At 51.2% G+C, this 22,060-nt stretch carries 24 protein-coding genes; 20 read left to right on the top strand and 4 right to left on the bottom strand.

Annotated elements, in window-relative coordinates; genetic code table 11:
* Positions 1-14: 14 nt before the first annotated feature.
* Positions 15-1,313 carry a phosphoenolpyruvate mutase gene (aepX, locus tag E6Q52_RS02420; RefSeq protein ID WP_292817972.1) on the bottom strand — a complete coding sequence of 433 codons (1,299 nt, stop codon included), beginning with the start codon at positions 1,311-1,313 and terminating at the stop codon, positions 15-17.
* 490 nt (positions 1,314-1,803) lie between these two features.
* Here aepX and E6Q52_RS02415 point away from each other — a divergent pair, with 490 nt between their 5' ends.
* The 7 genes from E6Q52_RS02415 (at position 1,804) to E6Q52_RS02385 (ending at position 7,042) form a co-directional block, all read left to right on the top strand.
* Positions 1,804-2,601 carry a flagellin gene (locus E6Q52_RS02415; protein WP_292817970.1) on the top strand — a complete coding sequence of 266 codons (798 nt, stop codon included), beginning with the start codon at positions 1,804-1,806 and terminating at the stop codon, positions 2,599-2,601.
* A gap of 71 nt (positions 2,602-2,672) precedes the next feature.
* Complete coding sequence (locus E6Q52_RS02410; protein WP_292817968.1) at positions 2,673-3,017, top strand: flagellar protein FlaG; 345 nt, start codon at positions 2,673-2,675, stop codon at positions 3,015-3,017.
* 33 nt (positions 3,018-3,050) lie between these two features.
* Entirely contained in the window at positions 3,051-4,718 is a 1,668-nt protein-coding gene (gene fliD / locus E6Q52_RS02405) for a flagellar filament capping protein FliD (protein WP_292817966.1), read from the top strand.
* An 81-nt stretch (positions 4,719-4,799) separates the two neighbouring features.
* The gene (gene fliS / locus E6Q52_RS02400) at positions 4,800-5,291 is read left to right on the top strand and encodes a flagellar export chaperone FliS (protein WP_292817964.1); all 492 of its coding nucleotides are present in this window, start codon (positions 4,800-4,802) and stop codon (positions 5,289-5,291) included.
* 1 nt (position 5,292) lies between these two features.
* Positions 5,293-5,625: a flagellar protein FliT gene (locus tag E6Q52_RS02395; RefSeq protein ID WP_292817962.1), complete on the top strand. Its 333-nt coding sequence runs from the start codon at positions 5,293-5,295 to the stop codon at positions 5,623-5,625.
* Entirely contained in the window at positions 5,626-6,765 is a 1,140-nt protein-coding gene (locus E6Q52_RS02390) for a flagellar hook-length control protein FliK (RefSeq protein WP_292817960.1), read from the top strand.
* A complete protein-coding gene (locus E6Q52_RS02385; RefSeq protein WP_292817958.1) occupies positions 6,752-7,042 on the top strand; it encodes an EscU/YscU/HrcU family type III secretion system export apparatus switch protein in 291 nt (96 codons plus the stop codon). Before E6Q52_RS02390 ends, E6Q52_RS02385 begins: the two co-directional genes overlap by 14 nt.
* On the opposite strand, the gene fliE is transcribed toward E6Q52_RS02385, so the two are convergent.
* A complete protein-coding gene (gene fliE / locus E6Q52_RS02380; RefSeq protein ID WP_292817956.1) occupies positions 7,039-7,404 on the bottom strand; it encodes a flagellar hook-basal body complex protein FliE in 366 nt (121 codons plus the stop codon). The two genes, E6Q52_RS02385 and fliE, sit on opposite strands and share 4 nt — an antisense overlap.
* Positions 7,405-7,669: 265 nt before the next feature.
* Between fliE and fliF the strand changes: the two genes are divergently transcribed.
* The 13 genes from fliF to fliR all read left to right on the top strand — a co-directional run bounded on the left by fliF (position 7,670) and on the right by fliR (position 19,382).
* Positions 7,670-9,385 carry a flagellar basal-body MS-ring/collar protein FliF gene (fliF, locus tag E6Q52_RS02375; protein WP_292817954.1) on the top strand — a complete coding sequence of 572 codons (1,716 nt, stop codon included), beginning with the start codon at positions 7,670-7,672 and terminating at the stop codon, positions 9,383-9,385.
* A 3-nt stretch (positions 9,386-9,388) separates the two neighbouring features.
* On the top strand, positions 9,389-10,387 hold the full coding sequence (gene fliG / locus E6Q52_RS02370; protein ID WP_292817952.1) for a flagellar motor switch protein FliG: 999 nt from the start codon (positions 9,389-9,391) through the stop codon (positions 10,385-10,387).
* 24 nt (positions 10,388-10,411) lie between these two features.
* Complete coding sequence (locus E6Q52_RS02365; protein WP_292817951.1) at positions 10,412-11,080, top strand: flagellar assembly protein FliH; 669 nt, start codon at positions 10,412-10,414, stop codon at positions 11,078-11,080.
* Positions 11,081-11,118: 38 nt separating this feature from the next.
* Positions 11,119-12,657, top strand: coding sequence for a flagellar protein export ATPase FliI (fliI, locus tag E6Q52_RS02360; RefSeq protein ID WP_292817950.1), 1,539 nt, complete (start codon positions 11,119-11,121; stop codon positions 12,655-12,657).
* 18 nt (positions 12,658-12,675) lie between these two features.
* Positions 12,676-13,122, top strand: a complete 447-nt coding sequence (gene fliJ / locus E6Q52_RS02355; RefSeq protein WP_292817948.1) for a flagellar export protein FliJ — start codon at positions 12,676-12,678, stop codon at positions 13,120-13,122.
* A 25-nt stretch (positions 13,123-13,147) separates the two neighbouring features.
* The gene (locus E6Q52_RS02350; RefSeq protein WP_292817946.1) at positions 13,148-14,545 is read left to right on the top strand and encodes a flagellar hook-length control protein FliK; all 1,398 of its coding nucleotides are present in this window, start codon (positions 13,148-13,150) and stop codon (positions 14,543-14,545) included.
* Between the two features lie 174 nt (positions 14,546-14,719).
* Positions 14,720-15,304 carry a flagellar basal body-associated FliL family protein gene (locus E6Q52_RS02345; RefSeq protein WP_292817944.1) on the top strand — a complete coding sequence of 195 codons (585 nt, stop codon included), beginning with the start codon at positions 14,720-14,722 and terminating at the stop codon, positions 15,302-15,304.
* A gap of 33 nt (positions 15,305-15,337) precedes the next feature.
* The gene (fliM, locus tag E6Q52_RS02340; RefSeq protein ID WP_292817943.1) at positions 15,338-16,339 is read left to right on the top strand and encodes a flagellar motor switch protein FliM; all 1,002 of its coding nucleotides are present in this window, start codon (positions 15,338-15,340) and stop codon (positions 16,337-16,339) included.
* A 50-nt stretch (positions 16,340-16,389) separates the two neighbouring features.
* Positions 16,390-16,824, top strand: coding sequence for a flagellar motor switch protein FliN (gene fliN / locus E6Q52_RS02335; RefSeq protein ID WP_194742215.1), 435 nt, complete (start codon positions 16,390-16,392; stop codon positions 16,822-16,824).
* A 24-nt stretch (positions 16,825-16,848) separates the two neighbouring features.
* Complete coding sequence (gene fliO, locus E6Q52_RS02330; protein ID WP_292817941.1) at positions 16,849-17,364, top strand: flagellar biosynthetic protein FliO; 516 nt, start codon at positions 16,849-16,851, stop codon at positions 17,362-17,364.
* 113 nt (positions 17,365-17,477) lie between these two features.
* Positions 17,478-18,245, top strand: a complete 768-nt coding sequence (gene fliP, locus E6Q52_RS02325) for a flagellar type III secretion system pore protein FliP (RefSeq protein WP_292817939.1) — start codon at positions 17,478-17,480, stop codon at positions 18,243-18,245.
* 30 nt (positions 18,246-18,275) lie between these two features.
* Positions 18,276-18,545, top strand: a complete 270-nt coding sequence (gene fliQ, locus E6Q52_RS02320) for a flagellar biosynthesis protein FliQ (protein WP_019882538.1) — start codon at positions 18,276-18,278, stop codon at positions 18,543-18,545.
* Between the two features lie 69 nt (positions 18,546-18,614).
* Positions 18,615-19,382 (top strand): flagellar biosynthetic protein FliR, encoded by a 768-nt coding sequence (gene fliR, locus E6Q52_RS02315; protein ID WP_292817937.1) that lies wholly within the window; start codon positions 18,615-18,617, stop codon positions 19,380-19,382.
* A gap of 13 nt (positions 19,383-19,395) precedes the next feature.
* Here fliR and flgL read toward each other — a convergent pair whose 3' ends face one another.
* Both flgL and flgK read right to left on the bottom strand, forming a co-directional pair.
* Positions 19,396-20,301, bottom strand: coding sequence for a flagellar hook-associated protein FlgL (gene flgL, locus E6Q52_RS02310; RefSeq protein WP_292817935.1), 906 nt, complete (start codon positions 20,299-20,301; stop codon positions 19,396-19,398).
* Positions 20,302-20,322: 21 nt separating this feature from the next.
* The gene (flgK, locus tag E6Q52_RS02305; protein WP_292817933.1) at positions 20,323-21,975 is read right to left on the bottom strand and encodes a flagellar hook-associated protein FlgK; all 1,653 of its coding nucleotides are present in this window, start codon (positions 21,973-21,975) and stop codon (positions 20,323-20,325) included.
* Positions 21,976-22,060: the final 85 nt, after the last annotated feature.

Below are 22,060 nucleotides of genomic sequence, written 5' to 3'. Positions count from 1 at the left end.
TTATGTGGTGACGGTTATTTGGTGCCTGGAATCAGTTCCAGCACATCGTTAATCGACATCAGGTTGGATTCGATTTCTGCGGTCCTGCCATTTTTAAGGATTTCTATCGCCGCATTTTGCATGGCCGGATAAGCTGCGCGCATCATGTGGTTGGCATAAATCACCAGGTTGAATCCACGTAAAGCCAATTCTTCTTCTGTCACCATGTTGTAACTGGTTGGGACGCACACCAATGGCGTGGTCGGAAACTCTGATTTAAAGATTTTGGCAAACTCAAATACTTCATCAGGTGACTTTTGGCGACTGTGTATCATGACGCCATCTACGCCTGCACCGACATAGGCTTGTGCGCGCTTCACCGCATCTGCCATACCTTTATCGAGAATCAGGCTCTCGATACGGGCAATGACCATAAAGTCATCGCTGACACGCGCAGCACGACCTGCCATGATTTTTTCGCAAAACGGCTCAATCTCGTCCTGTAACTGTGGCACTTCATTGCCAAATAAAGAATTCTTTTTTAAACCAATCTTGTCTTCAATAATGGTGGCGGAAATGCCCAGGCGTTCCATGCTGCGCACATTGAGTTCAAAGTGCTCCAGTTTGCCACCGGTGTCAGCATCCATAATTAAAGGTTTGGTGGTGACATCAAAAATGTCATTAATATTCGACAAACGGCTGTTGATTTCGACCGCTTCAATATCCGGCTTGCCGCGGGCGGTAGAGTCAGTCAAAGAGCTCGACCAGAAGCCGTCAAACTGGCAGGTTTTGCCATTGCGCTGTGCGGTGGCGTGTTCGGCAATCAGGGCAGAGATCGGGTTGTGCGCTTCAATAAAGCGCGAAATCGGTTTGACCGTGAGTAATCTTTTCAGGGTGCGGCGGCGAATATCCGGCGTGGTGCCCAGCGCCTGGATTTGGCCCAGCATTTCATTAGAAGACACGCCGCGTGTATAAGGAATCTCAATTAAATGGCCGCCATATTCAGCCAGGGCGGCACGCGCACGGTCACGGTAGGGCACCAATGGGCCTTCCAGCCAGTCGTCGCCATGCACCATGATGTCGGGTTTGTATTTGAGCAGGTTAGGCGCGTAGTCCCATTCTTCCTGCGGCACCACGTTCACCACGCCGCGAATATTGCTGACGATCTGTTTGCGCTGTTCATAAGTCAGGTAAGGCAGACGTTTATGGTCTGCCACCGCGGCGTCTGATAACAGGCCGATGGTAACGTCGCCATACTTTCTGGCCTGCTCAATAATATTGATATGGCCATGGTGCAAGATGTCTACCGTCATCCCTACATAAACTGATGCCATGCAAAACTCCTTTAGTCTTTTTGGATACCTTATATAAGGTATGCGAAATGGATAGCCTGATTATCGTTGGCTATGCCTGGGAATGATTTGTAGATAAACGCCGAAAACTGGCCTTATATCTTGTGTGACATGCTGGCTAGGATGCACGGTTTTAAAGGGGAAGCTTTAAAAGCGGAATTAAGACTGAATCTCTGTTTAGCTCGGTTAATGGTGACAGCGCCTCCTTTTGTAAAATAGATTGATATAAACAATTTTGTGTCGTTTTTGATAAAAGGCTAAAGATTTGCAGCAAGGGGTCGTAAATAGTTTCAAGTGCATGATTGATCGAAAAAAGAAATTTGCAACAAGGATTAAAGAAATTTCAGAAGCGGTCGATAACACAACTAACAACGCTAGATAGCAAACATTAAGTGGTAAATAGCGATCAACGTTGAAAGTAATATGACGATTTGACACTTAACTGGATATACGACTCTAAAGGAGATTTAACATGGCTTCAGTAATCAACACCAACTTGGCATCCTTGAATGCACAACGTAACTTAAACGCTTCACAAGGCAGCCTGAATACTTCTATTCAACGCTTGTCTTCTGGTCTGCGTATCAACAGCGCTAAAGACGATGCGGCTGGTATGGCGATTGCAACCCGTATGGACTCACAAGTTCGCGGCATGGATGTTGCAACACGTAACGCCAACGACGCGATCTCTTTCCTGCAAACTGCAGAAGGTGGTTTGAGCAGCGCAACTGATGCCTTACAACGTATGCGTGAACTGGCTGTACAAGCAGCTAACGGTTCTTACAGCTCTGGTGACCGTGCAAACCTGGATACAGAATTTTCACAACTGAAATCAGAACTGACACGTTTGGGTACTGCAACCAAGTTTAACGGTCAAGCTGCATTCGGTGCTGGTTATAACTTCCAGATCGGTGCAGACAGTGGCGATACGATTAGCGTGTCATCTGTGTCAGCAGCTTCTCTGTCCGGTTCCCTGTCTTCAGCTGCTGCTGCATCATCTGCGATTACAGCGATTGACGCACAACTGACGACAGTGAACACCAGCCGTGCGACATTGGGTGCTTACCAAAACCGTTTTGCTTCAGTGGTCAGCAACCTGGGTGTGGCTTCTGAGAACATGTCTGCTGCTAAGTCACGTATCACTGATGCTGACTTTGCTTCAGAAACAGCCAAGATGACACGTGCACAGATTCTGCAACAAGCTGGTACTGCGATGCTGGCTCAAGCGAACCAGTTGCCTAACCAAGTGATGACATTGCTGAGAGGTTAATCCATCACACGGTAACGCTAAATCCACAGGCCTAGACCCTGTGGATTTGGCCTAGGTAAAGGAGCAACATCATGAGTGATTCATTTGTTAATGGTGTAGGCGGTGGTTTACAGGGTGTGCAGGCAGCCAGTAGTTTAAAGCTGGTGAAATATGCTGAATCATCTGCTGATAAAGCGACAGCTGATGTGAATGACAAAGCCGCGTTGACCGGTGCTGTCAAAAAGTTAAATGATTATGTAGCACCAGCGTTACAAACGATAGAGTTTTCTATCGACGATGATAGCGAACGCATCATTGTGAAAGTGGTCGATACCGAAACACAAAAAGTATTGCGCCAGATTCCCAATGAGGAAGTGTTAGCCATCAGTAAAACGCTGGATAAATTACGCGGGCTGGTGGTACGACAGACCGCCTGATATTGCGTTTAAATTCGGTTGGGAGATTAAGAAATGGCATCGATTGTATCCTCTACAGGCGCATCCGGGCTGCCGATTGACTCATTAGTCACGGCACAGATGCAAGCGGAACAGCAACCCATTACCGATATTAAAACCAAAGTATCGTCTTACAACACCAAGCTGTCTGCCTATAGCACGCTCAAGAGCGGGCTAAGTACGTTTCAAACGGCTGTTGATAAATTGGCTACTGCTGCCAAGTTTAATGCGCAATCGGTGACTGCGAGTGATGCGACCAGCATCAGCGCCACCGCCAACGGCACCGCGGTGCTTGGTAACTACAGTGTGTCAGTCACGCAACTGGCGACCTCACAAAAATTGGCATCGCCTGCTTACAGCAGCGCGACCGATATTGTGGGCACTGGCAAACTCACCATTTCTTTCGGTACGGCTGGGACGGCACCTGCCTCATTTACCGCGAATGCGGATAAAACCGATATCACCATAGACATTACCAGCAGCAACAATACGCTGTCAGGTATCCGTGATGCGATCAATGCCAAAAACGCGTCTGTGTCGGCGTCTATTGTCAATGATGGTACCGGCAATCGCCTGGTGATTACCTCTAAAGACACTGGCGAGGTGAATAGCCTCAAAGTATCGGTGGCCGATGATGATAGCAACAACACCGATACAGGCGGATTGTCTGCGCTCGCCTATGATCCTGTAGCCAGTAGCAATAATATGACGCAAATGACCGCGGCAAAAAATGCTTTGCTCAATGTAGATGGCATGAGCATCAGCAAAGCCAGTAATACCGTCTCTGATGTGATTCAGGGTGTTACCTTGACACTGAAGTCGGTGACCTCGGCCAGTAATACGCTGAGTGTGGGCACGGACACGGATACCATCCAAAGCTCGGTACAAAGCTTTGTCGACGCTTATAACGCGCTGAATACCAGTATGCGCAACCTGACCAAGTTTGTATCGGCGGGGTCGAGCGCGAATGGTGCCTTGCTCGGAGATTCGACGGCGCGCAACATCATGGTCAAGTTAAAGTCGATGTTATCGGCTTCTTCGCCCACCGCCACTACCTATAAAACCCTGAGCGATGTCGGCGTGAGTATGGGGTCAGATGGTTCGCTATCGCTGGATAGCACTAAATTACAAAAAGCCATTACTAACAATGTGAGTGATGTGGCCAAGTTATTCTCGCCATCGGCGACCTCTACTGATCCGCAAGTGACATATATCAGTAGCAAGGATGAAACCGCCTCTGGCACCTATGCGGTGAATATTACGCAACTGGGCGGCAATGGCGTCAATGCGATTGGGACGATTAACGGCGTGACGGCCAATACCACGGGTTCCGTGCTGACTGGCGTGACCGGTAATGGCAGCTATGGGCTGCAATTGAGTGTCACTGGCACGGCCACTGGCAGTCGTGGCACGGTGACCTTTAGCAAAGGCCTGGCAGGCGAGCTCAGCAGCTTGCTAGACGGCTGGCTGGATACCGATGGTGCATTGACCACAAAAACCGATGGTATTTCAAGTTCGATTAAAGATTTGAACAAAAAGGCCGATGATATAAGTGCCAAGCTGCCCGCGATTGAAGCACGTTACCGTGCACAGTATGCGAAGCTGGATGCCTTGCTCAGTAGCTTGCAGAGCACAAGCAGTAACCTGACTTCACAACTGGCTGCGATTAGCGCCAACAACTAGTTGAAGCGGTCAATCTCTGCAGTGAGCGGCTGGCAAATGATCTTAAACCATGCGCTTTTAAGCAGAATTCAGGAGTAAAAAATGTTCGGGATGAAGAAATTAGGTGTGAATGCTTATGCAAGCGTAGGGTTGGAAACCGGTGTGGTAGATGCCAGCCCTTTGAAGTTGATCGTGATGCTGTATGACGGTGCGATTTCAGCTTGTATTCATGCCCAGCAAGCGATGGCCCAGCACGATATTGCCAAAAAAGGACAATACCTGACTCAAGCAGTCACCATCATCGATAGCGGCTTACGTGCCTGCCTGGACAAGCGTTCCGGTGGCAACATCGCCCAGAACCTGGATCAGCTTTATCAATATATGACACGCAGCCTGATGGAAGCCAGTGTGCGTCAGGATGTGAAAAAAGTGCAAGAAATTCAACAATTATTAATGGAATTGAAAAGCGCATGGGAAACACTGGAAAAATCAGCCACTGCGCGTCCAGTGCAAGCGGATATGTCTTTGGGGCAGATGGTTGCCCAAAAAACGCACGAGTTGCAAGTTAACCGTTTGGCCACTGCCGGAGCCTAAGATGTCACAAGCATTAGTTAATACTTATGAATCTGCTGCAAAACTCATGGAGCAAATGCTGATCGCGGCGCGACAGAATGCCTGGGAAAAGGTCACAGAGCTGGAGCAGTCTTACATGCTCAAACTCGAAGTGGTCAAAAGCCTGGAGCAAACCATGCGCCTGGAATCCGAATCATTAAGCCCTGAGCTCAATGCCCGTAAACAGGCCTTGGTACAGAAGATTCTGGCCGATGATGGCGAAATCCGCAATTTGCTGTATCCAGTGATGCATCGCATTACTGATATGATCTTTGATGCGCAATTGCATGCGCGCATCCCACCGGACGGCCTATAGATGTTACCGATACCGCAAGTTCTCTCACCACGTGTCATCGCCAGTGAAACAGAGAGCTTGCGTGCAGTTTCTTCGATCATGCCGGTCGAAGGCACGCAGTCAGAAGCGCCGTTGTGGGAGCGCATGCGACCCGGCATGCAGTTTACCGGCCTGATTCTGCAAAAAGAAGCAGGTGCGGCCAAATCCTCAGAGCTGGCACAATTCAAAGTTCAAATCCAACTGCCTAACCAGCCACCTGCCACCGTGCAGATGCAGTTACCAGCCTATCTGGCGCAACAACAAACCTTGCATATGCAGTTTATGGGCTTGGCCCAGTCGGCCGCTGGTAAAGACAATCTGCCACAGGTTAAGTGGGGCTTGCAGCCTGGTCATAGCCAGGCGAGCGCCGGTCAAATGCCATTAGGCGAGGCGGCTTTGTTAACCGATATGTCGCAGCCTGGGCATGAAGAGCATCTGCAAACCCTGGCAAAAACCGCTGCCGGGCAAGCGAGCCTGGTTGAACTAAGCCCACCGGCAAAAAACTTACAGCGCTGGTTGAGTTCGTCTGAGTTTCAACAACAAACCACGGCCTTGCAGGCGCAAACAGTGGTTAGCCATAGCCCGCAAAAGCCACAAGTGCTGGCACAAGACCTTAAACATGCTTTGGATAGCTCAGGCTTGTTTTACGAGTCACACCTGAAAGAAGCGACCTTAGGCAGCCGCCCCTGGCATCAGTTGCTACAGGAACCACAGAATAAACCTGCTTTTATGCCGCCTGAAATGGTGGCGCAACAGTTGCAGGTATTGGAGCAGCAGCGCGTGGTCTGGCACGGTGAAGTGTGGCCAGGGCAAACCATGCAATGGCAGGTGAATGAGCAGGAAAATTCGGCGCACTCAGCAGATGCGCCGGTGTTAAACAGCTTGCAGAGCGACCTGACCTTGCAGTTGCCACGCTTGGGCGAGGTCTCGGTCAAAATTACCATGGTGAATGGTCGTTTTAGTGTCCGCGTCGAGCCAACAGAGACGCAGTCACTGAAAGAAATGCAGTCTGGCCGCAGCCAATTGGCCATGAGTTTACAGTCCGTGGGCTTAAAGCTGGAGTCGTTGCAGATTAGCCGTGATGATAGCGCAGAAGACAGGCCGCAATATGCAGCAGGATAAGGCCTATACACAAAGCGCGGTAGCGCTGGCCTACGAGGCCGGAGACTTGGCACCACGCGTCGTGGCCAAAGGCAACGGTTTGCTGGCGGAGCGCATTATTGCGCTGGCAAAAGAACATGAGGTGTATGTGCATGAATCGCAGGCCTTATTGAGCCTGTTGATGCAGGTAGAGCTGGATGCCCATATTCCGCCACAGTTGTATCAGGCGATTGCTGAAATATTGGCGTGGTTATATCAGCTGGAGCAGGGCGAAACCCGGGACGCGCCCAAGGTTTAAACCTGCATATTCATCATCTCCTGGTAAGCCGTCACCAGTTTGTTGCGTACCTGCACCGTGGCCTGGAAGGCGATGTTGGCTTTTTGACCAGAGATCATCACATCAGACAGGCTGACATTATCATTGCCCATGGCAAAATCCTGCCCCAGCTTTTCTGATTGCAGTTGCATATTGTTGACCTGATCCAGCGAGGCTTTTAAGGCATCACTAAAGCTGACCTGGCTGGTCGGGGCTGCTGCATTGGTTTTTTGCACAGGACTTGCGATGGCCGCACTGCCCAAACCCTCAGGTTTTTGCGCGGCTGCACGCAATTGTGCCAGCATGGACGAGATGCGTTGTGCATCAATACCGCCTGCGTTCATGGTGGACTCCTTTCATCGTTACGGGCACATGAAGCCCTTAATTGTCATGGTAGACACTTTAGCATTCTGGGCTGTGGGGTGCTTTGTAAAATAGGCAACATTAATCCGTCTTATTTGCCAATTTGAAAATCAGCGCTAAGCGCATAATGTGATCTATGTGAGTGTGTCCTTAAAGCGCATTCGAGTTCAAAAAGGGATTTTTTGAGTGAGCCAGCCAGTCTGGGCAACAACTCAAAAGCCTAGGGTAGTAAACATGGAGGTTCAGATGGCTGCTGATGCTGCCTTACTTACGTCAACGGGTGAGTCTAACGCTGCACCGAATATGTTCGGTCAGTTGGGACAAAAACTGCTATTGGTTGCAGGCATTGCAGCCATCGTGGCGGTGATGGTCGTGTTCTGGCTGTGGAGTCAACAGCCGGACTATCGCGTGTTGTTCTCCAACTTTGCTGACAAAGATGGTGGCGCGATTGTGGCCGAGCTCGACAAGTTAAGTGTGCCTTACAAGTTTGCTGAAGGCGGAGGGGCGATTTTAGTGCCTGCAGATCAGGTCCATCAAGTCCGTTTAAAACTGGCGGCACAAGGCTTACCTAAAGGCGGCAATATCGGCTTTGAACTGCTCGAAAACCAAAAATTTGGCGTGTCACAGTTTGTCGAGCAAGTGAACTTTCAGCGTGGGCTGGAAGGTGAACTTGAGCGCAGCATCCAGTCTATCTCTGCGGTACAGGCTGCCCGTATTCATTTAGCGATTCCAAAACCCAGCGTGTTCGTGCGCGAGCAACAGTACCCAACCGCGTCTGTATTATTAAATCTGCACAATGGCCGTCGTCTGGATGGCCAGCAAGTGGGCGCCGTGGTGCATCTTGTGGCCAGTAGCGTGCCTAACTTGTCTGCCGACCATGTGACGGTGGTCGACCAGAACGGTAATTTGCTGTCTGACAATGCAAACAAGCTCAAGCAAAACGGTCTCGACCCAGAGCAAATGGCCTATGTTGAGAATATGCAAAATAGCATTGCCCGCCGGGTGGAGTCGATTATTACGCCTATCGTCGGTGCCAAGAACGTGCACGCTGAAACCAGCGCAGAGATTGATTTCTCCATGACTGAGCAAGCCAACGAGTCTTACAAACCGAATACCAAGCCGGATGATATGGCGATCCGTAGCGCACAAAGCCATGAAACACAAAATACGGGTGGCAGCAACGGTGCCGTGCCAGGCGCATTGTCCAACCAGCCACCTGGTGAGTCTACCGCCCCGATTAATGCCCCTGGTGCCCAAGCGCCTGGTGCAGAAGGTGCCGCCCCGGCCGCGCCACCAGCACCCCCCCTCAATACACAAAAAGATAACACCACTAACTACGAGCTGGATAAAACTGTCAGCTATGTTCAGCAAGCCAAGGGCGGCATCAAGCGCCTGCACGTGGCGGTGGTGGTCAATCATATCCCGGTGGTGGATAGCACAGGAAAAACTACCTACCGTGCCTTGAGCAATGCCGAGAAGCAGCAAGTGAGCGACCTCGCCATGCAGGCCATGGGCTTTAACAAAGAGCGCGGTGATACGATTTCTGTGGTGAACACGCCATTTGTCGCCGAGGCGCAGGAAAAACTGGTCGAGCCTCCATTGTGGAAAGATCCGCTGGTGATTGAGTATGGCAAAGATGCCTTACGTTTTCTGGCAGGGGCCATTGTGTTGATGCTGCTGTATAAAAAGCTGCTCAAGCCCATGACCAGGAAACTGACTGGCGCCGATAAAAAAGAACTCGCGCTGGCCGCAGGCAATGCCGCGTTGAGCGGCCCGGATGGCTTGCCATTGGCAGGCGCCGCTGGGGCAGATGGCGAAGATGCGCTGGTGACCTTGAGTGGCGACGCCACTGCCTTGCCCAGCGGTCTGGACCAGACCTTACAAGCCGCTAAACAGGTAGCAAAAGATAATCCACGCATGGTTGCCAATGTGGTTTCCGGCTGGACCTCGGCGGAGAAGTAATTCATGAGTGACCAGGGATTAACCAGAAGTGCAATTTTGATGCTGGCGCTCGGCGAAGACGAAGCCGCTGAAGTCATGAAACACCTGTCACCTAAAGAGGTGCAACGGTTAGGCATCGTCATGGCCTCAATGAAGCCGGTGCCTCGCGAAGAAGTTGAGCAGGTGCTGGAAAAGTTCATGATTGACTTTGCCAGCAGTAGTGATTTTGGCCTGGATTCAGACAGCTATATCCGCTCGGTGCTGATTAAAGCATTTGGCGATGACAAAGCCTCCAACTTGCTCAACCGTATTCCACAATCTCAAGATGCGGCTGGTATAGAAAGCCTGAAGTGGATGGATGCTTTCAGTGTAGCCGATTTCATCAAGAACGAACATCCGCAGATTATTGCCACCATTTTGTCGCATCTGGAGCCTGAGCAATCGGCCGAGATTTTAGGACACTTTACCGAGCGTTTGCGCCAGGACGTGATTTTGCGCATCGCTACGCTGGACAGTATCAAGCCGACCGCCTTGCGCGAGTTGAATGAAGGCATGTTGAAAATGCTGGCCGGTAACGACAACCTCAAGCGCCAGGCCATTGGTGGCGTGAAAACAGCCGCCGAGATCATGAACTATATCAGTGGCGAACACGAAGCCAAATTGATGGACGGCCTCAAAAGCTACGATGACGGCATGGCGCAACAAATCATGGACCAGATGTTTGTGTTTGACAACATCATGGAGATTGATGATCGCGGGATTCAAGTGCTGTTGCGTGAAGTGCAGTCAGATATGTTGATTGTGGCGCTCAAAGGCACGTCAGACGAAATGAAAGAAAAATTCTTCCGCAATATGTCGTCGCGTGCGGCGGACATGATGCGTGAAGACCTGGAAAGCCGTGGCCCGGTCAAGTTGTCAGAGGTTGAAACCCAGCAGAAACAGATTTTGCAAATTGTGCGTCGCTTGTCAGATGAAGGCCAGATCATGCTGGCTGGTAAAGGTGACAGCGAGCAATATGTGTAATGCATTGAATAAGGAAAGTGTCTCATGGTAGCGCCTGCAATCCCTAAAGAACAAATGAGCGCCTATCAACGCTGGGAAATGGCCAGCTTTGATGATTCCATCTCGAGTGAGCGCGTCAAGCGTGAGCGCGAACAGGCTGAAGAAAATGCACGCACGGTGAGTCAGATTCTCAAGCAGGTTAGGCAAGAAGCTTATGAAGAAGGCTTTAAAACCGGCTATGGTGATGGCCTGACACAGGCGCAATCGCAAATTGATGTCGAGCGTCAGCAATTATCACAAATGGCGGCCAGCTTTCAGCAAGCATTAGCGATGCAAGATACCTGCGTGGCCGAGTCAGTATTAAGTCTGGCGCTGGATCTGGCCAAAGCCATGATGAAAACCAAGTTGCAGGTAGATCCGCAAGCGGTGATTCCGGTCGTGCTTGACGCCATGCATTATTTACCACAAGTCAAACAGCCAGCGAGATTGATTGTGCATCATGAAGATGCCAAAGTGCTGCGCACCCATATTGGCGAACAATTAAAAGAGCAGGGGTGGCAATTACTTGAGGATGCGCAGATTGAGCGTGGCGGCTGCCTGGTGGAAACCGCTGAAAACCAGATTGATGCCAGTAACGAAATGCGCTGGAAACGCTTGGTGCAAGGCTTGTCGCGCGTCGATGACTGGCACAAACCTGCCATGAGCAACGAATAAACTGTGCAGGCCATGCACTGATTGTGATGGATTCCAGCATGATAGAACCTAATGCCACCTTAGACGCCAGCCCAACGCTGGCCGAAGCGTTAAACAATGATGCGGCTGTGACAGCCGTGGCAGATGCTGATGCCGTCTCAGCACCGACCGATGCACAGTCACCGCTGACCACAGACCTCACAAACAACGTGCATCACCAACGTTGGCAAAGCTACCTCAAAGATTGCCGGGAGTTGATTCATTTGGTCGAGCCTTTAGAGGTTGCTGGCCGTATCGTCAAGGTCACTGGCCTGATTATGGTCGCTACTGGCATCAAAATGCCTATCGGTGGTGCCTGTTATATCCCGCTGCAAGATGGTGGCCGCGTGGAAGCTGAGGTCGTCGGTTTTGATGGCGAGAATTTGCTCTTGATGCCGCAGTCTGCGGTGGATGGTGTGGTGCCTGGTGCCAAAGTGTTCAGCATGGAAATCACAGAAACCTTGCCCAAGCCGCAATTTGGCCGTCCGCCTCGCCGTCGTGCGCAAGACCGTGCACGCCACTTTCCAGTGGGCGATGCCTTGCTTGGTCGCGTCGTCGATGCCGCCGGGAATCCGCTGGATAATCTCGGCCCGATTTCAACCGAAGTCACCGCGCCTTTAAGTGGTCGCGTCATTAACCCTTTGATGCGCGCGCCGATTGAAGAGCCGATGGATGTCGGTGTACGTGCAATCAATGCCATGCTGACTGTCGGCCGTGGCCAGCGTCTGGGCCTGTTTGCCGGGTCTGGCGTAGGTAAAAGCGTGTTGCTGGGGATGATGGCACGGTATACCACTGCCGATGTGATCGTGGTTGGCCTGATTGGTGAGCGCGGCCGCGAAGTACAAGAATTTATTGAGCAGATTTTAGGGCCAGAAGGCCTGGCGCGTTCTGTGGTTGTCGCTGCGCCTGCCGATGTGTCGGCATTGATGCGTTTGCAAGGCGCCAATTACGCCACCGCGATTGCCGAGCGTTTTCGCTCGCAAGGCAAAAACGTTTTGTTGATCATGGATTCCCTGACCCGTTATGCCATGGCGCAACGGGAAATCGCCTTGGCGATTGGCGAACCGCCAGCCACCAAAGGCTATCCGCCCTCTGTGTTTGCCAAGTTGCCAGCGCTGGTAGAGCGTACTGGTAACGGTGCCAGAGGCGAGGGCTCCATTACCGCTTTTTATACCGTGCTGACTGAAGGCGATGACCAGCAGGATCCGATTGCCGATTCGGCACGGGCGATTCTCGATGGCCATATTGTGCTTAATCGTACCCTGGCCGAAAGCGGACATTATCCAGCGATTGATATTGAGCAATCGATCAGCCGCGCCATGCACAATATCACCAGCAAAGAACATCAGCAGGCGGCGCGTTTGCTCAAGCAGTTATATTCACGCTATTTGCGTAACCAGGACTTGATCGCTGTCGGCGCTTACCAGCCAGGGTCTGACCCGATGCTGGATGTCGCCATTAAAAAACGCGACCAGATCAATGCATTTTTGCAGCAAGATATCGATGAGAGCGCCTATATGCAAGCCTGTTTGCAGCAATTGGCACAAACCGTGTCCTGAGGAAATAGTTAATACACCATGGCCAAACAGTCGACACAAACGCTTACTTTGCTGATCCAGTTGGCGACAGATGCCGTTGAGGAGGCCATGCAGGACCTGGCGAAAGCCATGCAACTGCTTGACCAGGCGCAGCAACAACGCACCATGTTGGAACAATATCAGCAAGAATATGAGCAGCAATGGCAGCAGGCCTCTCAAAAAGGACTCAAAGCCGATTTATACCGCAATTTTCAGGGCTTTTTCTCGCAATTGGAATTGGCCGTGCGCAGTCAAAATGCTCAAATCGAACAATGTCAGGCGAATGTCGTGCACAAGCGACAGCAATTGCAGGAAAAACAGCGCAAACAAAAATCTTTTGAAGTGCTGATGACACGGGCAGAAACCATGCAGGCAAAAGCAGAGGGCAAGCGTGATCAGAAACTGATGGATGAGTTTGCCAGCCGTGCCAAGCGCATGCGCATGTAAAACAAGTGTTGACCGGGAGAGTCATATGGCGTTTTTGAATTCCGCAACTTTACTGAATATGGGTGCAGAGGCTGTGAAAACAGCGTCTGCCAATCAAGTGTCACCGGAACCTCAGGCCAATGGCACTGATGAGTTTGCACAGGCATTGCGCAAGCAAATGCAGCAAAACAATAAGCCCGTCATGCCAGCGGCCAATAAGAGCATGGCAGATAAGGCTGATACGCCTAAACCTGAGGCAACACCCAATGCTGCGGCCACAGATAAAACGCCCACTGCAGCAAACAATAGCGTGAAGTCAGAAGACAGCCCACAAAAAACAGCCGCCGATAGCAGCGATGAGTCGACCGCGACTCATGAAGCCCCTGCCAGCACTGAAGAAACAACAACCGTTGCCAGCGATACCAAAGACCCCGCTACCGTGATTGAAACTGCACAAGAGCGGAAAAAGCGTTTATTGGCAGATTTGGCTGCAAATGATCAATTGCCCACCGGCATTTCACCTTGGATGCAAACCATGATTGCCATGCGTCCGGCGGCGACGTCTGTGGATAGTACGCCTAAAGCCGAAATCAGCACCGAGGGCGCAGCGGTAACGGTGGCTAGCGAGCAACTGCCTGTGCTCGATAGCAATGCCTTGGCTTTGCCTGTGAACACTGAAGCAATGACTAAGACCACCGGCGTGCAAACGCCGACCGGGCCTGCAGTGAATGTTGATCAAGATGATCAGGCTGTCGATTTCAAACAATTGCTGGCTGGCAATGTCAGCGCCGAGACCGGTAAAGAATCTCCTAGTATTTCTGAAACCCTGGTCAATGCCAAATTGATGGCAGAGGCGGCAGGTGGCGGACGACCCACACAGGCTTTTAATGAGATGCGTGGTGCTGATGCGCAGGCCGATCTGTTGAACATAACGCAACAACCCGCCGCACAAGCCTTGCCGAACAGCCCGTGGTTGAATGCGGCCGGTGTCGCGCAAAGCAGCCCGGTGGTGATGTCGCAAATTGCGGCGCCATTTGGCAATGAGCGCTGGCAAACCGCCATGAACCAGCATGTGATGAAAATGGTGGGCAGTGGCGATGATGTCGCCAGCCTGACTTTGTCACCGCCAGATCTGGGGCCGATTCAGGTGGTACTGAAAGTAGATAACCAGTCTGTGAATACCAGTTTTATTACCGATAATCCATTGGTACGTCAGGCACTGGAAGATGGCATGCAGGACCTGCGTAACCGTATGGAGTCACAAGGCTTGCAACTGGGCCAAACTTTTGTCGGTGATGGCCAGCAGGCGCAGCAACATTTTGAGCAGCAAACCTCCCGTCAAGGTGGACAGACTGCAACTACCGCAAGTGAATCCGAGACTTTGCTGGCGCCACAAGCAGTGAATACCACCGTTGCACGTGGCCTGGTCGACACCTTTGTTTAATCAACTATGTATTTAACCAGCCATGGTTGGCCGCAGGCAGTCGATGGAACTGCCAGTGGCGTAAGTGTCGATTAAACGCCAATTTTACCCTTTTATCCGCCAATCTCCAGACCGCAGTGTTGCGCATAATTACACCATAAACAGTCAAAGTTTGATGTAAGAAAGGTTTGTGTCATGGCTCAACAACCGGCTAAAGCAGAAGGCGCAGCAGAAGCGGCGCCTAAATCCAAGAAAAAACTCATTGTCATATTGGCCGTGGTCATGGCATTGGCTGCCGGTGGCGGCGCGGCGGCATTCTTTTTGATGAAGAAGCCTGATGCACAGCAAGCCAAAGCCAAGCATGGCGAAAAAGCCGAAGGTCACGAAGATGCAGCCGCTGAAGGCGAGGCCGCTGAGGAAGAGGCGCCTGAAGAAGAAGCGGGCGGTCATGCAGATCCTAAAACGGCGTTGACCTATGTACAGTTTGAGACATTCACCGTGAATTTATTGCCAGACCCAGATGACAAGTTCTTGCAACTGGATTTGACGATGGAGGTGAAAGGCGCTGAACTGGCCGAAAAAATGAAGGCACAAATGCCGGTGCTGCGTAATCGCGTATTGTTATTGCTCACCAGCAAAAAAGCGTCTGATATCTCTACACCAGAAGGCAAAGCCCAACTCAGTGAAGAGTTGCTGGTTGAATTGAAAAAACCGCTGGCAGCACACGGTAAGCCGCTGAAAGTCACTCAGGTATTATTTACCTCGTTTGTGATTCAGTAATGTTATGGGCCTAGTTGTTTAAAGTGAGTCATCATGTCAGCTGACAAGTTCTTATCACAAGATGAAATTGATGCGCTACTCAAGGGCGTTGAGGGCGATGATGAGACTGAATCGTCGAGCAAAGACGAGGCTGGTGTACGCAATTACAACCTAGCCACGCAAGAGCGTATTGTGCGCGGCCGCATGGCCACGCTGGAAATGATCAATGAACGCTATGCGCGTTTATTACGCGTGGAGTTGTTCAACTTTCTGCGCCGCACAGTAGAGGTTTCTGTGGGCCCGGTCAGAATCATCAAATATACCGACTTTATCCGTAACTTGGTGGTGCCCACCAATCTCAACCTGATTCATATGAACCCAATGCGCGGCACAGGCGTGCTGGTGCTGGATCCGACACTGGTATTTCTGGTGGTGGATAATATGTTCGGCGGCGATGGCCGCTTTCATACCCGCGTTGAAGGCCGAGATTTTACTGCCACTGAGCAACGCATTATTCAGCGCATCTTGAGCATTATGTTCGAGTCGTATGAAAAAGCCTGGGCGCCTGTGTATCCGGTCAAGTTTGAATACCTGCGCTCGGAAATGAATACACAGTTTGCCAATATTGCCACGCCAAATGAAGTGGTCGTGGCCATTACCTTCAATATTGAGCTGGGCCCGAATAGCGGCGAAATGCATTTTTGCGTGCCGTATTCCATGGTCGAGCCAATCAAAGATCTGCTGACCTCACCGTTACAAGGCGAAAATCTGGGTGGCGATAAACGCTGGGTCAAATTGATGACTCAGCAGATTCAAGCCGCAGAGGTGGAGATTGTGGCTAATCTGGCGACGCGTAAATTGACAGTGGCAGACTTGCTGGAGCTGAAAGAGGGTGATGTAATCCCGATTAATATCAGTGACAGTATTGAAGGACAAATTGACAACATTCCAGTGATGGATTGTCGTTATGGGGTATTTAACGGGCAGTATGCCCTTAAGGTTGAAAAGTTAATTCGCGCTGACGGTAGTCAGGAGCAATTGCAAGGAGAGTCATAATGGCTATGGATCCCGCCACGAATAGTGCCGATGATGATATGAATGCAGCGATGGCTGCCATGGGAGTGTCTGATCCCGGTGATGTGCAGACAATTGCCGAGGATGACTGGGGCGCGGCCCTGGCTGAGCAAACCCAGGCGGAGTCTTCGGCGCTGCAAGAGCCGACCAGCAAGACGGCGGTGTTTAACGAGTTTAGCGCCAACAACAAGCTGGAAGGGACGCAGAATGACATTGATTTCATTCTGGATATTCCGGTACAGCTGACGGTTGAGTTAGGCCGCACCAAAATTTCGATCAAGAACCTGCTGCAACTGGCACAGGGTTCGGTGGTGGAGCTGGATGGCATGGCTGGTGAACCGATGGATGTGCTGGTCAATGGCTGCCTGATTGCGCAAGGTGAGGTGGTAGTGGTGAATGACAAGTTTGGTATCCGTCTCACAGACATCATTACCCCGGCCGAACGTATTCGCAAACTGAATCGTTAATTGCTTTTTTTGAATTAGATCGCCATGAAAACTTTCAGCCAGTGGTTCATTGCCCTGTTTAGCAGCTTAATGACTGGCGTCGCCTGGGCGGTGGTGCCTGCGGCAACGGTTGCTGCTGCACCGAGCACAAGCGACAGTCTGGGCCGTATGGTCTATGGCACGGTGATCGTCTTGCTGGTGATTGCTGCAATTGCCTGGGTGCTCAGGCGCGTGCTGCCTGGACAAACCATGGCTCAACGCGGAGTGATCAAACAGGTCGGTGGGCTGCAGTTAAGCCCCAGAGAGCGTGTAGTTGTGCTTGAAGTCGCGGGTCGTTGGCTGGTGGTCGGGATCAATGCAGGCCAAATGACCGCCCTGGGTGAGGTAGACCCACCTGCCGGAGAGTCCGCAGCAGAAGAGGGCAGTAGTGTGTCTTTGTCCCCGAGTTCTGGCGTTGATCGTTCTGGTGTCGATGCACAAGCCTCTTTTGCAATACGTTTACAGCAGGCCATGCAGGCTACCTTGCAGCAAACCGTCAAATCCCTCAAAAACAAGCCTTGAGTCGTTCATTTCCGGCCTTTGATTTCACCAGGCCGGGCGTACTATACCCCTAACTTATTGATTGCCTTGTGTCTGCTGCTGGTGGCCACAAGCTTGTTTCGGGTGCCACATACATGCGCGTCTTTTCAGTATTAAAGTCTATCTGCTCTTGGCTACTACCTGCCGCTGTGCTCTGGAGCGTGCCGCTGTTGTCGCTGGCCGCCGGTGGCTTGCCCATCGGTACAGTCAGCCCCGGGGCAGGTGGCGGGCAAGACTATACGCTCAGCTTGCAAACGCTGATTTTACTCACTTCCTTAACGTTTATTCCTGCCGCCATGCTGATGATGACCGGCTTCACACGTATCGTCATCGTGCTGTCTTTGCTGCGTCAGGCACTGGGCACCCAGTCTGCGCCTTCTAACCAGGTATTGATTGGCCTGGCCTTGTTTATTACCTTTTTTGTCATGGGGCCGGTATTCGACAAAATCTATACCGACGCCTACCAACCCTTATCTGAAAGCAAAATTACCATGCAGGAAGCATTAGAGCGCGGCGTGTTGCCGCTCAAAGGCTTTATGCTCAAGCAAACGCGTGAGAATGATCTGGCCATGTTTGCGAATATGGCCCATGTTGAGACTATTCAAACGCCAGAGGATGTGCCGCTCAGAATACTGGTGCCTGCGTTTATGACCAGTGAGCTCAAAACCGCCTTCCAGATTGGCTTTGCCATTTATATCCCGTTTTTAATCATCGACATGGTGGTCGCCAGTATCTTGATGGCCATGGGCATGATGATGGTGTCACCGGCGATTGTGTCGCTACCGTTTAAGCTCATGTTGTTTGTGCTGGTCGATGGCTGGCAACTAGTGCTGGGTTCGCTGGCACAAAGCTTTGTGCTTTAAACCGCATTGTTATATTTACAGGAGTAAGCCATGAGTCCAGAGCAGGTGTTGACGATAGGAAGCGAAGCCATGCAAACCACGTTGATGGTGGCGGCGCCAGTGCTGGGCACCGCGTTGATGATCGGTTTGATCGTCAGTATTTTTCAGGCGGCGACCCAAATCAACGAACAAACTTTGTCATTTATCCCCAAGCTGGTCGGCGTCATGGCGGTGCTGCTGCTGGCAGGCCACTGGATGCTGATGACCATGGTGGATTATATGCATCATATTTTCACCATGATTCCGCAATTGGTGAACTAAGCAGCGATTGCTGAACCAGGCAGTCATTGTTTAACCAGGTAGTCATTTTTTAACTAGGTATTTGACCGCATGCTGACCATCCATGCTTCAGATCTGCAATTGTGGATTGTCCAGCTCCTGTGGCCGCTCACCCGCGTGCTCGGCTGCCTCACGGTTGTGCCGCTGTTTAGTCATCCCTCCATCCCCAAACGTATCAAACTCGCCATTGGCTTTGTGATCACACTGGCCATTGTGCCCGCGATCCAGGTGCCATCAATTGAAGTGCTTTCCTGGCAAGGCTTGTTGTCTTTGCTGGCGCAGTTTGTCATCGGCATCAGCATGGGCTTTGTCATGCGGCTGCTGTTTACGGCTGTCGAAATGGCCGGGTTCATGATGGGGATGAGCATGGGCCTGGGCTTTGCCAGCTTTTATGATCCGCAGGCACACGGCCAAAGCATCGCCGTTGGCCAGTTTTTAACCATGCTGGCGCTATTGGTGTTTTTGAGTCTCGATGGTCATTTGATTGTGGTGGCTGTGATGTTGCAAAGCTTTGAAACCATGCCGATAGGCATGGCGCACTGGCAATTGAATAGCCAGGCGATTGCTAGCCTGGGCGGCCATATTTTTTCACAAGGCCTGATGCTGTCACTGCCGGTGGTGGCCAGTCTGCTGATTACCAACATGGCGCTGGGAGTGTTAACCAAAGCCGCCCCGCAGTTCAATATCTTTGGGATTGGTTTTCCGATTACCATTTCAGTCGGCTTTTTAATGACGCTACTCAGCTTGCCATCACTCATCAGCCCGGTCAGCCGCTGGCTGGTTGACGCGCAACAACTGATGTTGCAAGTCCTGCGCTAACCTGGACGAGTGTTTAAATCAGGCTAAATAACGAGATATTAGAGGTGGCCACAAACGCTTTCTGTGCGGCTTGCAAAATGGTGGTTTTCTTCGAGATGTCAGATAAGGCCTGCGCATAGTCCAAGTCTTGCAAGGTCGAAATAGACGCATCGTATTGCAGATCCAGGCTATCACCCGTCGAGTTCAGCGTATCCAGCAAATTAAGGTTACTCCCAATTTCTGAACGCGCATCCAATACCGAGTTCAATGACCCCTTCATTTTATCAATGCTGGTCGCCAGACCGCTATTAAAAGTGGCTTGGGTGGTGCTGTCTGTGATCGGTGTTTTTAGCAGCGAAATGATATCCTGCAGATTGGTAAATACATTGTCACCGTTAGCACCAAACACCTGGTCACCGGTATAAGTGACTGGCAGCTGGCTTTGCACATCAATCTGCAACTTGGTGCGGTTGGTGCTTGCAACAAAGTCATAGTTGGCGTCAAAAGGCACGGTGGTCGATGCGTAGCCCGAATACATATAGTTACCTTGTGAGTCTTTGGTATTGGCCAAGCCTTTGAGCGTGTCGAGGCTGCCTTGCAGTTCATTGGCCAGCTTGGCGCGTTCAGCATCGGTATAAGCGCCGTTACCGGCCGCAATCAGTGTGGACTGGATCGATTGTATGGTATCGGTGACGCTGCTCAGGTTCGCTTCGTAAGTTTGTAGCAGGGTCTCTGCCGTTTTACGTGTATTGGTGTAATTCGCGTTTTGATCTTTAGCTGTGTTGAGCTCAAGTATGCGCGCCGCGGCCACCGGATCATCTGCTGGCGAGTTCACGCGCTTTCCGGTCGCCGTTTGAATACTCAGTTTGTTGAGGTCAGACTGCAGAGTATTTAACTGGTTAGTCCCAGATTGATAAATGGTATTGGTACTGATTCTCATGATGGCCTATCCTTCAAAAACTTATTGACCCAGTTGCAGCAAGACTTCAAACAGCTGACTAGCAATTTGCATCATTTTGCCCGCCGCCTGGTAGGCTTGCTGATAACGCAGCAAATCGGTGGCTTCTTCATCCAGGTTAACGCCTGATTCTGATTGCATGGCGCTGGTAGCGTTTTCCAGCGCAGTCGCATCGGCCTTGCTGGTGATGCTTAGTTCGTTGGTTTTAGTGCCCACGGCACTCACCATCTGAGCAAACGCCTGCGCGTAGGTTCTGTTGGTGTTGCTGCCAGCCACGCGCACATTGGCGCCGGTTTGCAGTGCAGCCAGTTTAAGGCCGTTTTCGTTGTCGTTGGGACCACTGGTGGCGGAGCCAGCCATGGCCAATTTATCTACATTGGTAAATGCCAGTGTCAGTTGGCCCGCTGCGTATTGCGTCGGCTTAATCAGATAAGAGTCGCCCTCAGCCGGTGTGCTGGTATTGACATCAATCTGCATACCATCGACCGTGGCAGGCAGTGAAGCGCCTTGCCACATGATGGACTTATCGTTTAAGCGAGTGATTGTGTATTGGCCACTGTTATATTTAACCGTGTAGTCGCTGCTGGTCAGCAGACTGGCATCGACAGTCGTCGCCGTGGCCGCTTTGGTTGGATCGCTGTTATAGGAACTGCTGATGGCAGTTGGGTTGCCGATAGTGAACAGATTAGTGCCTAGGACGCCATTCAAGTCATAGCCTTGCGTTTGCTGCGCATTAAACTGGTTGGCCAGGGTCAAGGCAAGTTGGCCTACCTGATTTTGTACCGGATCTAGCGTTTCGCTTCTAAACTGCAAGACGCCCCCCAAGGTGCCCCCAGACAATGTATCTGAACTGAGGATTTTGGGGCTGGCTGGATTGCCATAAGCAACTTCTACGCGCGTTGGGTCAGTGTCACTGGCACGCGTGTAGAGCGAGTATTGCTGTGTCCCGACCACCAGTGGCATGCCGCTACCGGCAAACACATTGTAAGAACCATCATCCTGCTTAATCACGCTGGTTTTAACTTGTTCACTCAGCTTTGCCACTAGCTGATCGCGCTGATCCATTAAATCATTTGGTGGGTTGCCGGTCGCGTTAATCGCCTTGCTGATGGTGTCATTCAAAGAGGCAATCTGCGAAGAATAACTGTTAATCGTATCCACGCTGGCCGTGATCTGGGTGTTGATGCTTTCGTGCATCTGATCCAGCTGGGTATTCACCGCGTTAAAACGGTTCACCATCGATTGTGCTGAAGAAATCAGAGTCTGGCGCGTGGCTGTGTCGCTTGGGTTGGCGGCTGCAGCACTCACTGCGCTGAAAAAACTGGTAATGACCGGGTTTAAACCGGCAGTACTATCAGACAGTAAGCCATTGATTTGGCTGATATTGCTGTAATAAGCGCTACTGGCGTTTGCTGTAGAGGTGGCATTAATCATCTGCTTAGCAAGTGTGTCGTTGTAGACGCGCTGAATGCCCACCACATTGGTGCCTTGGCCAACATAGCCATAACCAAAGTTTTGCGCCTGCGCAGCGGCTTGCACCACGACCTGGCGGTTATAGCCTTCTGTGGCGGCGTTCGCAATGTTATGGCCAACGGTAGCGATGCCTATTTGCGCGGCATTTAGAGCGCTTTTACCAATGCTGAGTGCATTTGACATGTGATTTCCTCATGTGTCGGCCCCCTGCAGAGAGTCAGACACGACTTTAAAGTGTGGTTATGTAGCCTAACGGCTGTTTTTTTTG

It is taken from the genome of Methylophilus sp., assembly GCF_008015755.1.
GTDB lineage: Bacteria > Pseudomonadota > Gammaproteobacteria > Burkholderiales > Methylophilaceae > Methylophilus.
Note: the sequence above shows the minus strand (reverse complement) of the source record. Positions and strands in the feature narration are given on the sequence as shown.